Annotated in this window: 14 protein-coding genes and 1 riboswitch; of the genes, 8 read left to right on the top strand and 6 right to left on the bottom strand. The window is 68.9% G+C overall.

The features are described from left to right. Nucleotides 1-132: 132 nt before the first annotated feature. From J4H85_RS10745 to dapF, 7 genes are all read left to right on the top strand, one after another. Nucleotides 133-453, top strand: a complete 321-nt coding sequence (locus J4H85_RS10745) for a helix-turn-helix domain-containing protein (RefSeq protein ID WP_208239465.1) — start codon at nt 133-135, stop codon at nt 451-453. Nucleotides 454-460: 7 nt separating this feature from the next. Next, entirely contained in the window at nt 461-682 is a 222-nt protein-coding gene (locus tag J4H85_RS14055) for a DUF3046 domain-containing protein (protein ID WP_307863616.1), read from the top strand. 315 nt (nt 683-997) lie between these two features. Next, on the top strand, nt 998-2,056 hold the full coding sequence (gene recA, locus J4H85_RS10735) for a recombinase RecA (protein WP_208239461.1): 1,059 nt from the start codon (nt 998-1,000) through the stop codon (nt 2,054-2,056). Between the two features lie 6 nt (nt 2,057-2,062). Then, a complete protein-coding gene (locus tag J4H85_RS10730) occupies nt 2,063-2,842 on the top strand; it encodes a regulatory protein RecX (protein WP_208239458.1) in 780 nt (259 codons plus the stop codon). Between the two features lie 35 nt (nt 2,843-2,877). Beyond that, nucleotides 2,878-4,413, top strand: coding sequence for a tRNA (N6-isopentenyl adenosine(37)-C2)-methylthiotransferase MiaB (miaB, locus tag J4H85_RS10725; protein WP_208239457.1), 1,536 nt, complete (start codon nt 2,878-2,880; stop codon nt 4,411-4,413). Continuing rightward, nucleotides 4,410-5,324, top strand: a complete 915-nt coding sequence (gene miaA / locus J4H85_RS10720) for a tRNA (adenosine(37)-N6)-dimethylallyltransferase MiaA (protein ID WP_208239455.1) — start codon at nt 4,410-4,412, stop codon at nt 5,322-5,324. Before miaB ends, miaA begins: the two co-directional genes overlap by 4 nt. A 36-nt stretch (nt 5,325-5,360) precedes the next feature. Next, a complete protein-coding gene (gene dapF, locus J4H85_RS10715; RefSeq protein WP_208239453.1) occupies nt 5,361-6,245 on the top strand; it encodes a diaminopimelate epimerase in 885 nt (294 codons plus the stop codon). On the opposite strand, the gene J4H85_RS10710 is transcribed toward dapF, so the two are convergent. Continuing rightward, on the bottom strand, nt 6,242-6,868 hold the full coding sequence (locus tag J4H85_RS10710) for a class I SAM-dependent methyltransferase (RefSeq protein ID WP_208239452.1): 627 nt from the start codon (nt 6,866-6,868) through the stop codon (nt 6,242-6,244). The genes dapF and J4H85_RS10710 overlap by 4 nt on opposite strands. 96 nt (nt 6,869-6,964) lie before the next feature. On the opposite strand from J4H85_RS10710, the gene hflX reads away from it, so the two are divergent. After that, complete coding sequence (hflX, locus tag J4H85_RS10705) at nt 6,965-8,488, top strand: GTPase HflX (protein WP_208239450.1); 1,524 nt, start codon at nt 6,965-6,967, stop codon at nt 8,486-8,488. A gap of 6 nt (nt 8,489-8,494) precedes the next feature. Here hflX and J4H85_RS10700 read toward each other — a convergent pair whose 3' ends face one another. The 5 genes from J4H85_RS10700 to lipA form a co-directional block, all read right to left on the bottom strand. After that, a complete protein-coding gene (locus tag J4H85_RS10700) occupies nt 8,495-9,706 on the bottom strand; it encodes a ThiF family adenylyltransferase (RefSeq protein WP_208239448.1) in 1,212 nt (403 codons plus the stop codon). Further along, a complete protein-coding gene (locus J4H85_RS10695; RefSeq protein WP_208239446.1) occupies nt 9,703-10,521 on the bottom strand; it encodes a thiazole synthase in 819 nt (272 codons plus the stop codon). Before J4H85_RS10695 ends, J4H85_RS10700 begins: the two co-directional genes overlap by 4 nt. Next, entirely contained in the window at nt 10,493-11,911 is a 1,419-nt protein-coding gene (gene thiO, locus J4H85_RS10685) for a glycine oxidase ThiO (RefSeq protein ID WP_243893615.1), read from the bottom strand. The genes J4H85_RS10695 and thiO overlap by 29 nt, the downstream gene beginning before the upstream one ends. After that, entirely contained in the window at nt 11,908-12,558 is a 651-nt protein-coding gene (locus tag J4H85_RS10680; protein WP_208239444.1) for a thiamine phosphate synthase, read from the bottom strand. Before J4H85_RS10680 ends, thiO begins: the two co-directional genes overlap by 4 nt. Then, nucleotides 12,554-12,665, bottom strand: a riboswitch (TPP riboswitch). It overlaps the preceding gene by 5 nt. 72 nt (nt 12,666-12,737) lie before the next feature. Beyond that, entirely contained in the window at nt 12,738-13,700 is a 963-nt protein-coding gene (gene lipA, locus J4H85_RS10675) for a lipoyl synthase (RefSeq protein WP_208240444.1), read from the bottom strand. Between the last annotated feature and the right edge of the window lie 8 nt (nt 13,701-13,708).

Below are 13,708 nucleotides of genomic sequence, written 5' to 3'. Positions count from 1 at the left end.
AATAGTCTCGGTAGTCTCTGAGTTGTTCCCTGTGATGCCGGTAATGAACCGGCGCCGCCGTGGCGACGTGACAAGTGCCCGGGTAGAGTGGGACCACGATGGATCATCGTGGAAGTCAGAAGGAGGGTGCACATGGTGCTGTTTCGTCAGGAGATCGGTGACGTGCTCCGCGACTTCCGCCTGCAGAAGGGCCGAACGCTGAGGCAGGTCGCCGGTGAGGCCAGTGTGGCCCTCGGATATCTGAGCGAGGTCGAGCGCGGGCAGAAGGAGGCGTCGAGTGAGATCCTCGCCGCTGTCGCCGAGGCGCTGGATACGCCGCTGTCGGTGATCCTCGGAGAAGTCAGCGAACGCTACTCGGTGGCCGAGGGTGTGAATGTGCGTCTGGGCGATCGGGTTCCCGACACGATCCCCGACGACCTCGTCACCGACTTCGCACCCGAGCTGGTTCCGTAATGAGCTCGTGCGCCTGAGCGAGTTCCAGCGCGCGATGTCTGAGGAATTCGGGCATGCGTACTCGGGTGTGCTGATCAGGGATCACTGGCTCGCCGCGCTCGGAGGAACCGCTGCGGACGCACTCGACAGCGGTGTTCCGGCGCGGGCGGTCTGGTCGGCGATCTGCGAGGATCTGCAGGTTCCACTCGAGCGGCGTCACGGTCGCGGCCTGCGCGAGCCGAGCGAGTAGACGGGTGCAGCGCCCCGGGGGAGTGCCTCCGGGGCGCTGTCATGCGTGCGTGAGGGGTGCGTCGTGAGTCGCGACACGCGCCCCGAGTGAACACATATCCCGAAGGTGTGTTCGAACTTTGCTATTCTCGTTCACAGGTGAGGTGGTCGACGAGTGATCCCCAGTTCCGCGGCATCCGGCTCCCATGTCAGAGGTGCGGCCTAGGGTTCTTCTCGAACACCCCATTTACGCCTTGTCGGTGACCGCGAACGTCTGCGGGCCGACAGCCGGTAGGCGGCAGAGCGCGGAGAGATCCGCTGAATTCGAGGAGAGATCATGGCAGCACCGAAAGATCGCGAGAAGGCGCTCGACGCAGCACTCGCGAACATCGATAAGCAGTTCGGCAAGGGCGCGATCATGCGTCTCGGAAGTCAGGAGCGCGAGGCGGTCGAGGTCATCCAGACCGGTTCGGTCGGGCTCGACGTCGCCCTCGGCATCGGCGGTCTTCCGCGTGGGCGCATCGTTGAGATCTACGGCCCCGAATCCTCGGGCAAGACGACGCTGACATTGCACGCCATCGCGAACGCGCAGCGCAACGGCGGCATCGCGGCGTTCATCGACGCGGAGCATGCGCTCGATCCCGAGTACGCCCAGAAGCTCGGCGTCGACATCGATGCGCTGCTCGTCTCCCAACCCGACACCGGTGAGCAGGCGCTCGAGATCGCGGACATGCTGATCCGTTCGGGGTCCGTCGACCTGGTGGTCATCGACTCGGTCGCCGCGCTCGTGCCGAAGGCCGAGATCGATGGCGACATGGGTGACAGCCACGTCGGGCTCCAGGCTCGACTGATGTCGCAGGCGCTCCGCAAGATGACCGGCGGACTCAACGCGACGAAGACGACCGCGATCTTCATCAACCAGCTGCGTGAGAAGGTCGGTGTCTTCTTCGGAAGCCCCGAGACCACCTCGGGTGGCAAAGCGCTGAAGTTCTACGCGTCGGTCCGACTCGACATTCGACGCATTCAGACGCTGAAGGAGGGCACGGATGCCGTCGGCAACCGCACGCGAGTGAAGGTCGTGAAGAACAAGATGGCTCCGCCCTTCAAGCAGGCGGAATTCGACATCCTGTACGGCCATGGCATCTCCCGCGAGGGCTCCCTCATCGACTACGGTGTGGAGCAGGGCCTCGTGAAGAAGAGCGGCGCCTGGTACACGTATGACGGCGATCAGCTCGGGCAGGGCATGGAGAACGCGCGTCGCTTCCTGGTGGAGCACGCCGACATCGCCGCCGAGATCGAGGAGAAGATCCTCACGAAGCTCGGCGTCAACGGACGAGGCGAGACGGAGGCCGAAGCCGAGGTCGCCCCCATCCGCGACGAGCGTCTCGGAGCGTAGCGACCGATGGCCGTGCGCTTCCGTCCCTCACCCGGTGACGGCCAGCGTCCGCAGGGAGAAGACCGTGGCGATCTCGCCGAGGTCCTCTCCCTGCGGTCCAGGCTCCCGCAACGCGAGTGGGCCCAGTCCCAGGGGGACTGGGCCCCGGAATCGAATGAGCACTCCGCTGAGGATTCGGGGACGCCTTCGCCGCCGGTGCAGCTGGATTCGATCTCCCCGTCCGAGCCGCCTGATGCCCCGAGCGACGAACTCGCACCCGCGGGCGAGGTCGACTCTGCGGAACCGGAGCCCTCAGGCCCGGAGCGCACTGCGAACGAGGACGCCGTGCGGGTCCTCGGACGGAAGGCGCGATCGAGCGGCGAGCTCAGGCGCGATCTCGAGCGGCTCGGGCACGACGCGCACGAGGTCAGCGGGGTGATCGACGAGTTTCGCGAGAACCTGTACCTCGACGATGTCGGGCTCGCCAGAATCGTCACCGAGAAGCTGCGAGATGCGAAGGGAGCGAGCCGCGGTCAGATTCGACGCAAACTGCAAGAGCGGCACTTCGACGAGAGCGCGATCGAGTCGGCCCTCGCCGACCTCGACGAGCACGAAGAAGACCAGTTGTTGCGCGCCGCTGCCGAGGATCGTGCTCGGCGACTCACGGGACTCGACCCGCAGACCGCCGAACGGCGTCTGCTCGGGTTTCTCGCCCGACGCGGTTGGGGTGGCGAGCCGGCCAGGCGTGCGGCTCGCGACGCGCTGCAGGGCGGCGGACGATCGAGTTCCGGCGTCCGCTTTCAGTGAGTTCGCGGGCACGACGCGACGGTAGAATCGTTCCCATGTGTCCCACCTCAGCTGCCCCGACCGTGATCGACCCGTCGCCCGCTGCGTTACGGGCCGACGGGTCGCCGCGGAGCTTCTCGGTGCGCACTCTGGGCTGCCAGATGAATGTGCACGATTCTGAACGCCTGTCCGGCTCGCTCGAGGCTGCCGGGTACACGCCAGCCGGGCCCGACGAGCAGGCGGACGTCGTGGTCATCAACACCTGCGCGGTTCGTGAGAACGCCGCCAACAAGCTGTACGGCAACCTCGGGCAACTCGCGAAAGTGAAGCGGGAGCACGCCGACTTCCAGATCGCGGTCGGCGGGTGCCTCGCGCAGAAGGACCAGGGGGCCATCGTCGAGCAAGCGCCCTGGGTGGACGTGGTCTTCGGCACCCACAACATGGGGGCGCTGCCCACCCTCCTCGAACGCGCACGGCACAACGCCGAAGCGCAGGTAGAAATCCTCGAGTCTCTCGAGGTGTTTCCGTCGACCCTCCCCACGAAGCGAGATTCTGCCTCCAGTGGATGGGTGTCGATCTCGGTCGGCTGCAACAACACGTGCACGTTCTGCATCGTTCCCGCGTTGCGGGGCACCGAGAAGGACCGCCGGCCCGGCGACATCCTCGCCGAGGTGCAAGCGCTCGTCGACGACGGCGCGATCGAGGTCACCCTGCTCGGTCAGAACGTGAACACCTACGGAGTGGAGTTCGGCGATCGACAAGCGTTCGGCAAACTGCTGAGGGCCATGGGGGAGATCCGCGGTCTCGAGCGCGTCCGGTTCACGAGCCCGCACCCGGCCGCATTCACCGACGACGTGATCACCGCAATGGCCGAGACGCCCAATGTGATGCCGTCGCTGCACATGCCGCTGCAGTCCGGCTCCGATGCGATCCTGAAAGCGATGCGTCGCTCATACCGCTCGCGACGATTCCTCGGGATCCTCGACCGGGTGCGCGAGCAGATTCCGCACGCCGCGATCACGACCGACATCATCGTCGGCTTCCCGGGCGAGACAGAAGAAGACTTCCAAGAGACGATGCGGGTCGTCGAGGCGTCGCGCTTCTCGAGCGCGTTCACGTTCCAATACTCCATCAGGCCGGGGACACCGGCGGCGACGATGGACGACCAGGTGCCCAAAGCGGTGGTCCAGGAGCGTTTCGAACGTCTGACCGCGCTGCAGGAACGCATGTCGCTCGCCGAGAACGAGGCGCTCATCGGGTCACTGCAGGAGATCCTCGTCGCCGCCGGAGAGGGGCGCAAGAACGATGCCACGCAGCGGCTCTCCGGGCGTTCGGAGGACAATCGCCTCGTGCACTTCGCCCTGCCCGAGGGTGTTGCCCGCCCGCGTCCCGGCGACGTGGTGACGGTGCGGATCACCGCGGCGGCCCCGCACTTCCTGCTCGCAGACGATCTCGCGGCGGTCCGGGTCAGGCGCACGCAGGCCGGCGACGCGTGGGACCGACGTCAGGCGGAGAGCTGCGGCGCGCCGGCGGCAGGATCACCCGCCCCGGGTGCGGTGAACCTCGGTCTGCCGACGCTGCGGGTCCGATGACGAGCGGTGGCTCCCCGAAGCTGTGGGCCGTCGTCGGCGCCACCGGCACCGGGAAGTCAGGACTCTCGCTCGACCTGGCGGAGCGTCTCGACCGGATGGGGCGCTCGGCCGAGATCGTGAACGCCGACGCCATGCAGGTGTACCGGGGCATGGATATCGGCACCGCGAAGGTGCCGGTCGACGAGCGGCGCGGCGTGCCGCACCACCTCTTCGACGTCCGGGAGCCCGCCGAAGAAGCCACGGTCGCCTGGTACCAGCCCACCGCGCGCGACACGATCGAGCGGATCCTCGCGCGCGGCGCAGACGCGATTCTCGTCGGGGGATCGGGCCTGTACGTCTCGAGTGCGGTATTCGACTTCCGCTTTCCCCCGAGGGATCACGCGGTGCGCGCCCGACTCGACGCCGAACTCGAGTCGGAGGGCGTCGATCGCCTGTTCGCGCGACTCCAGTGTCTCGACCCCGACGCCGCCGCGGTCGTCGACGGACGCAACGGTCGCAGAGTCGTGCGCGCCCTCGAGCTCCAAGAGCTCGGCGCAACGGCCCACGGGGCGCTGCCGGACACGCCGGTGCTCTGGCGCGACGACACCCGCATCGTCGGCGTACGGGCCGAGCGCCGCGTGTTGGTCGAACGCCTCGATCGACGCGTCGAACGCATGTGGGCCGAGGGACTCGTCGCCGAAGTGGAGGGCCTCATCGCCCACGGCATCGCCGACGGGCCGACGGCGATGCGAGCGATCGGGTACGCGCAGGCGCTGGCGCAGGTACGCGGACAGTTGACGGAAGCGGACGCCATTGCAGAGACGCAGCGCTTGACTCGGCGCTACGCGAGACGCCAGGTGAGCTGGTTCCGTCGATATCCTGATGTCCACTGGCTCGACGAGCCGGCCGCGGACGCCATCGATGTCTGCTGAGCATCGGCACGGGTGGCAGTCTCTAGACTGGGAGGTATGACAGCGCTCGAGTTCACCAAGGGTCACGGCACCGGCAACGATTTTGTGCTCGTCCGCGACCCCGATGGTCGGCTCGACGTGTCACCCGACCAGATCCGGTACTTGTGCGACCGGCACTTCGGCGTCGGTGCCGACGGGTTCATCCGTGCGGTGCGGTCTGCATCGCATCGTGAGGGCGACGATCGAGCCGAGTGGTTCATGGACTACTGGAACGCCGACGGCACTCCCGCCGAGATGTGCGGCAACGGTGTGCGCGTCTACGTCCACTTCCTCATCGCCGAGGGTCTGGTCTCGGTGGAGTCCGGGGACTCGGTGGCGATCAGCACGCGCGCAGGTATCAAAGACGTGTTGGTCGATGCCCACGAATACACGGTGGATCTCGGGGGGTGGCGTCTGGACGAGGAGCGTCTGGTCACGGTTCCGGGCCTCGACGTCGCCCGTCCGGGCCTCGGCATCGACCTTGGCAACCCGCACGTCGTGTGCGCGCTCGCGCACGACGGCGAACTGGATGCCCTCGATCTCGCACGCGCGCCGCGTCTCGATCCGGTGCCGCCGAACGGTGCGAACGTCGAATTCGTGGTGCCGCGCGATCCGCTCGTCGCGGACGGCATCGCCGAAGTGCGCATGCGGGTGCACGAGCGCGGCGTCGGTGAGACGCTCTCCTGCGGCACGGGAACGGCCGCTGCGGCCCTCGCCTTTCGCCACTGGGGCGGGCCGGGGATGCCCGACGACTGGCGCGTCGAAGTGCCGGGAGGCTCGCTGCTCGTCAGCATGTACCCGGTCGGCGATGTGGAGCACGTGTCGCTCTCGGGTCCCGCGGACCTCGTCTATCGGGGGGCCGTCGAGCTGCCGCAGGGACTCGGCGACGCGACGCAGCGCTAGGGGCGATCGACGCGGATCACGTGGAACCCGCGGTCCCGGTGCGCGCGCTGCACGGTGAGCGCTGAGAATTCGCGCGCGATCCACGTGGTGAGCGATTCGGCGCCGAGGTGCTTCGCGACCACGAGCGAGGCGGTCCCGCCGCTCGTCAGGCGCGGGAGCCACTGCCGCAGAATGTCGTGGAGTGCCGCTTTGCCGACGCGAATCGGCGGGTTGGATCGGATGTCGGAGAAGTCGAGATCATCCGGCACGGACTCGGGAGCGCACACGCGCACGTTCGTGAGTCCGAGCCGTGCGGCGTTCTGCGCGCAGAGTTCTCGAGACCGCTCGTTGACGTCGACCGCCCAGACCTCGCGGTCCGGATGCGTGAGGGCCGCGCTCAGCGCGATGGGCCCCCAGCCGCACCCGATGTCCAGGATCGCCGAACCCGTTCCCGAACCCGGTGCCGGGAGCTCATCCACCCACCGGAGCAGGACCTCGGTGCCGCGGTCGACGCCGTCGGGGCTGAAGACGCCTCCCGCGGTGACCACGGCGCGCTCGGCTCCGGCGAGTTCCACGTGCACCTCCCGAGGACGGAAATCGCCGGTCGGGGTCGCGGAGAAGTAGTGCTGGGTCTCGTCGCTCACCGTCCCAGTATCCCAGGCCCGGACGGACCGCCGAGACCCTGCGCTGTGGGCGAACGATCGACACGCGCGGCCGATCGGCGCTTAGACTGATGCCAGATGAGCACACCAGAAGATCAGCACCCTGCCGACGACCCGATCGAGCGGATCCTCGCGCGAGCCTCCCAGCGACGGGACGCCACCGTGATCCGCGACTGGAGCGAGGGCGCCCAGGCGCTCGGCGACGCCGAGCACGATCACTTGGCCGAGGATCTCGATGCGATCCGCATGGAGCGCGAGCAGCGGGCGTCGATGCGCCGCGTGCCCAGCCTCTCGACGGAGCTCGAAGACGTCTCCGAGGTGGAGAATCGTGAGCTGCGACTCGAGAACGTCGTGCTGATCGGCGTGTACTCACAGGGCAGCGTCGAAGACGCCGAGAACTCGTTGCGCGAACTCGCCGCGCTGGCCGAGACGGCCGGTGCCCGGGTGATCGACGGGCTGCTCCAGCGACGGGCGAATCCCGATCCGGCGACCTATCTCGGCAAGGGCAAGGCGCAGGAGCTCGCCGAACTCGTCGCCGCGGAGGGTGCGGACACGGTCATCGCCGACACCGAACTCGCGCCGAGTCAGCGTCGTGCCCTCGAGGACGTGGTGAAGGTGAAGGTGATCGATCGTACCGCGGTGATCCTGGATATCTTCAGTCAGCACGCCAAGAGCCGAGAGGGCAAAGCCCAGGTCGAGCTGGCGCAGCTCGAGTACCTGCTGCCCCGACTCCGCGGTTGGGGCGAGTCGATGTCGCGTCAGGCCGGTGGCCAGGTGGGTTCGGCCGGTGCAGGCATGGGCTCGAGAGGCCCTGGCGAGACCAAGATCGAGTTGGATCGCCGCAGGATCCACTCCCGGATGGCGAAGCTGCGCAAGCAGATCGCCGGCTTCGCGCCGTCGCGCGCCGCCAACCGTGCGAACCGCAAGCGCGGCGAGGTGCCATCGGTGGCGATCGCCGGCTACACGAACGCGGGCAAGTCGTCGCTGGTCAACCGACTCACCGGAGTGCAGGAGCTGGTGCAGAACCAGCTCTTCGCCACCCTCGACACCGCCGTGCGTCACGCGGAGACCGACGACGGCAGGCAGTTCACCTACGCCGACACGGTCGGGTTCGTGCGCAACCTGCCTCACCAGCTGGTCGAAGCCTTCCGATCGACGTTCGAGGAGGTCGCCGATGCCGACCTGATCCTGCACGTCGTCGACGGGTCGCATCCCGATCCGGAGGCCCAGCTGCGCACGGTGCGCGACGTGATCGCCGAGGTCGAGGGGCAGGCGATTCCCGAGCTCGTCGTCTTCAACAAGGCGGATCTCGTCGACGAGTCGACGCGGATGGTGCTGCACGGGCTCGTCCCGGACGGCGTCTTCGTGTCTGCGCGCACCGGCGAGGGGCTCGCCGAGCTGCGGCAGCGCCTGTTCGCTGCGCTCCCGGTGCCCGACACGCTCGTGACAGCGGTGATCCCGTACGAGCGCGGTGAGCTCGTCGCAGAGCTTCACGAGCGCAACCGGGTGCTCGAGACGGACTACGAGGAGGGCGGCACTCGAGTGAGCGCCTTCGTGTCCGCCGAGATGCTTGCGAAGCTCGAACCGTTCCTGGCGGCCTGAACCGCCTCACTCGGGCGTCGGTTCACCTCTCGGCCGCGTCGTGTCCCGGGCGAGGGCGTTGAGGCCGCCGGGGAGGCTGCGCAACTGCAGCCCGAACGCTTCACGTGCCACGGTCGCCCACGCTGCCACCACGTCACCGCTGCGTCGGCCGGACGCGCAGAAGACGACCACGGAGTCGATCCGCGGCGCATCGTCCGGCGACGCTGCTGCGCGGGCGAGCATGCCGCGCAGGGCGTCCGGCGAGAGCTCAGACATCGGCAATCGCATCGGAGAGGTCGGCGTTGGCAGGTCGGCCACGAGCCGCTCGTGGGGTTCGCGCACGTCGAGCGCCACCGCGGTGCCGGATGCGATCCGTGCGAGCGCGGCGTCCCTGGCATCGGCATCGGCACGATCCTCCCCCGACGCGGCACCGCACACCGACGCACCGTAGTCGTCGCGCAAAGCGGAGACTCGTGATCGGCCGGGATCGGGGGCGACGGTGAACTTCCGGGTCTCCACCGTCAGCGCGTCGTAGCTCAGCAGTGTCCCGGTGAGCGGCGCGCCGATTCCGGCGAGATGCTTGACGGCCTCGGTCGCCATCAGCCCCGCGACGACGGCCGTTGTGACGCCGAGGACGCCCGCAGTCGCGCAGTCGGGCACCGAGTTCGCGGCAGGCTGCTCCGGGAACAGATCCCGCAGTCCGGCGCCGTGGGCCGGCGCTCCGGGCCCGGTCCACCACAGAGCGACATCGCCGCGATACCGCAGCACAGTGCCCCAGATCAGGGGAGTGCCGGTGAGTTCCGCCGCGTCGGCGACCAGGTACTTCGTGGCGAAGGTGTCGGAGCCGTCGAGCACGAGGTCGGCTGCACCGACGAGTGCCGCGGCGTTGTCGGTGGTGAGTCGCTCGGCGCGGGGCTCGACCGAGATGCCGGGCTGCAACTGTCGCAGACGCTCGGCAGCGACCGCGACTTTCGGTCGGCCCACGTCGTCAGCGCCGAAGAGGATCTGTCGGTGGATATTGCTGAGGTCCACGTCGTCGTCGTCGATCACGGTGATGCACCCGACGCCGACGGCGGCGAGGGACTGCATCGCCGGGCAACCGAGGCCGCCGGCTCCGATGACGAGCACGTGGGCGGCTGCGAGCCGTTCCTGCTGCGCGAGACCGAAACCGGGGAGTGCCAGCTGCCGTGCGATCCGGCGGAGCTCCGCATCATCGAGCGGGACGGGCGTGCCGCTCACAGCACCTGCTCCGCCCAGCTCGCGAGTCCGTCGAACGGCGACGATGCGACGGCGTGCTCGCGCCGCGGAATGCGGCCCGACCGGTGCGCCAGGGCGCCGGCCTCGACCGCGAGACGCATGCCGTGAGCCATCAGCGCGGGATCCTGGCAGCGGTTGACGGCGCTCGCGAGGAGCACCCCCGAGCATCCGAGCTCCATGGCGAGCGCGGCATCTGAAGCGGTGCCGACCCCGGCATCGAGCAGGATGGGTACCGTGGCGCGGCCGCAGATCAGCTCGAGATTGTGGGGGTTCAGGATCCCGAGGCCGGTGCCGATCGGGGAGCCGAGGGGCATCACGGCCGCAACGCCCGTGTCCTCCAGCCGCGACGCGACGACGGGATCGTCCGAGGTGTAGGCGAGCACCGTGAAACCCTCTGCGACGAGTGTCTCGCACGCATCGAGCAACTCCGCGGTATCCGGGAGCAGCGTGCGGTCGTCGGCGATGACCTCGACCTTCACCCAGTCGGTGCCGAGCGCTTCGCGAGCGAGCTTCGCGGTGATGACGGCGTCACGGGCGGTGCGACAGCCGGCGGTGTTCGGCAGGGGAGCGATGCCAAGACGACGCAGCAGATCGAACACCGATTCCTCCGTCGCCTCGGCGACACCGCGGTGCCGGCGCATCGAGACGGTGGTGAGCTCCGTGCCGCTCGCGACGAGCGCCGCCTCGAGGAGAGCGTGCGATGTGGCTCCTCCCGTACCCATGACGAGGTGAGAGGCGAACGTACGGTCGGCGATGGTGAGCACGGCGTCACCCGCCCTGGACCGCGGTGAGCACATCGATGGCGTCGCCGGCAGCGATGGGGCGATCCCACGCCGATCGGGGGACGACGTCGCCGTTCACGGCAACCGCGACGCCGCTCGCTGCCGGGGTGATCGAGGCGACGAGCTCCGCAACGGTGATGGGTGCGGTGTCATGCGATTCGCCGTTCACGGTGTACTGCATGTGCGACTTCCTTCCGGGTCGGGAGCGGGGTGGTGCAAGGGGCTGATGAGGCGCGGCGCCCCGGGGCTCGGCGTGCCGCCAGGGATCGCAGACCGAGAGGTCGAGATCCGAGAGGTATCCGGATCCGCAGCCGGGTCCGCAAAGGGTGTCCGCCACCACTCGACCGCCGAGCGCGGCGAGGAGCACGCCGTGCCGGAAGTACCCGGTCGAGACGATGACGTTCTCCCCGACGCGGCCCAGGTAGGGCAGGTCGTCCGGAGTGCCGGGCCGCACGCCAACGGACGTCTCGCGCACGCCGCACTCCTCGAGACCGGGAATGACCCGGATCCCGTCGCGCAGCAGATCGTGCAGGGCGCCGGCTCGCGGCAGATCCCCGTCGTCCTCGCGGCTCGTCGCCCCGAGAATCACCTCACGACCGTTCCGGGGGATGAGATAGACCTGGCGGCCCTCGACGAACGCGCGGATGACGCCGGTCGTCAGGGGGTGCAGGGATTCGGGGACCTCGAGGGTCATGATCTCGCCCGCGACCGGTCGGAGACGGAGCGGCGAGGCGCCGGGGTGCCACCCGGACACCTGCCTGGCACCGAGACCGTTCGCGAGCACGACGACGGCCCCATCGGTGTCGATCGTGACCGTCTCGCAGCGCACCGACCGGCAGGGATCGGCTCCGTCGAGCGTGAGCGCGCGCTCGCGAACGAACACCGCCCCCCGGCGTTCGAGTGCATCGATGAGGGCTGCCGCGAATCGCCGCGGCGCGAGGTGGTGATCGTGCGGCAGCGAGACCGCCGCCGCGAGCCCCGGCGCCAGCGACGGTTCGGTGCGTCGCGCGTCTCGAAGCGGAATCGGGTCCGCGACCATGCCGTGCCGCCGCTGGTACTCGGTGAGACCGCTCAGGTGCGCGGCGTCCGTGCGGTCGGCGGCGATGACGAGCGTGCCGTCGTCCCGATAGCCGGTCGGCAGCGGTGTCGCGTCGGTGACGCGTTCCACGAGACCCCGGGTGAGCTCGGCGGACCGTGCCATCAGCGGGAACAGCGACTCCTGACCGTACTGAACCTCGGCGATGGGTGCGAGCATGCCCCCCGCGTGATGCGTCGCACCGGAGACCGGACTGGGATCGACGATCACGACCGGCAATCCGGCCTCGGTGACTTCGAACGCCGCCACGAGGCCGATGATCCCCGCGCCGATGATCACGGCGCGGTCCGCATCGAGGTCGCACCTCATCGCCCGGCTCCGAACCCGCGGATCACCGACCGAGCCAGCGCTTCGGGATCCCGCGCACGCATGAACTCTCGAGATATGGCGACGCCGGCGATCCCGGTTCCCGCGAGGTCGGGCACATCCTGAGCCGTGACGTCGCCGATCGCGATCACGGGAACGGGGGACTCGACGACCAGCGGCGGGTATCCGGCGATGCCGAGGGGGGTGCGCCCGGAGTCCTTCGTCGGCGTCGGCCGGAACGGTCCAGCCCCGATGTAGTCCACAAGATCGGCGACCTCGTGGACGGCGTGCACGAGGCTCCAGGTTCCGGTGGTGACGCCGATGATCGCCGCGTCTCCGAGCAGAGCGCGTGCGTCGCGCACGTGGACGTCGTCCTGTCCGATGTGGACCCCGTGTACCGCGACCCCGCGCCGGGCGAGTGCCGCGGCAACGTCCACCCGATCATCGATCAGCACGCGGGTGGTCGGGGACACCGAGGCGACCGCTTCGGCGACGCGCGTGGCGAGGTCGGCGAGTACGCGTGCCGAGATCGGCTTCGATCGCACCTGCACCACGCCAGCGCCGCCCGCCGCTGCGGCGCGGGCCACCTCGACCGTGCGGCGATGATCGTTCCCGCCGGTGACGACGTGACATCGAAAATCGGGATTCATACTGCAGACTCGCTTCCTCCGCTGGCGCTCACCAGATCAGGTTCAACGGTCCCGCGCCGCTTCAGCGCAATCTCAGCCCGATGCATCGGGCACCCGTGGGGTACTGGCGCCCAGCCTAACCGGAGGTCCGTCATCGGCGCTAGGGAGCGCCGCGCGGACCCCCGGCGAGGAGACCCCCCCTACACCGCCTGGGGGAAGGCGTCCGCCGCCTTCTCGGCGAGACGCCGCAGATTCTCGGGTACCGGGCGATCCTGAACGGCCATGGTCTGCGCCCAGAGACGACCCGCGCGGTACGAGGAGCGCACCAGCGGCCCAGCAAGCACGCCGGCGAAACCGATCGCATCGGCATCGGCCTTGAGGTCGACGAACTCCTCGGGGCGCACCCATCGATGGACGGGGCGGTGCAGCTTGGAGGGGCGCAAGTACTGCGTGAGGGTCAAGATGTCGCAACCGGACTCGAAGAGCTGGTGCATCGTGTCGAGTACCTCGTCGCGTTCCTCGCCCATGCCGAGGATCAGGTTGGACTTCGTGATCATCCCGGCTTCTCGCGCCTGGCGGATGACGTCGAGCGATCGCTCGTAGCGGAACCCCGGGCGAATGCTGCGGAACAGGCGCGGAACCGTCTCGAGATTGTGCGCGAACACCTCGGGTTTCGCGTCGAACACCTGCTGCAGGTCACTGGGTCGGCCGCCGAGGTCGTCGGCGAGCACTTCGACGCCGGAGCCGGGGTTGAGCTGGTGGATCTGCCGGATCGTCTCGGCGTACAACCAGGCTCCGGTATCGGGGAGGTCGTCGCGGGTCACGCCGGTGATCGTCGCGTAGCGCAGGCCCATCGTGCGGACCGACTCGGCGACGCGACGGGGCTCATCGGTGTCGAGGGGGAGCGGCTTGCCCGACGTAATCTGGCAGAAGTCACAGCGGCGCGTGCAGATCGAGCCGCCGATGAGGAACGTCGCCTCGCGGTCCTCCCAGCACTCGTAGATGTTCGGGCAGCCGGCCTCCTGGCACACCGTGTGCAGCCCCTCGCGTTGCACGAGTCCACGGACGTCCGTGTACTCCGGTCCCGTCTTCGCGCGGGTCTTGATCCACTCGGGCTTCCGCTCGATCGGGGTCTCAGCGTTCCGAGCCTCGATGCGGAGCAGGGTGCGGC

The organism is Leucobacter tardus (assembly GCF_017583045.1).
Lineage (GTDB): Bacteria > Actinomycetota > Actinomycetes > Actinomycetales > Microbacteriaceae > Leucobacter > Leucobacter tardus.
The sequence above is the reverse complement of the archived record's forward strand: the minus strand, read 5'-3'. Positions and strand labels throughout refer to the sequence as shown.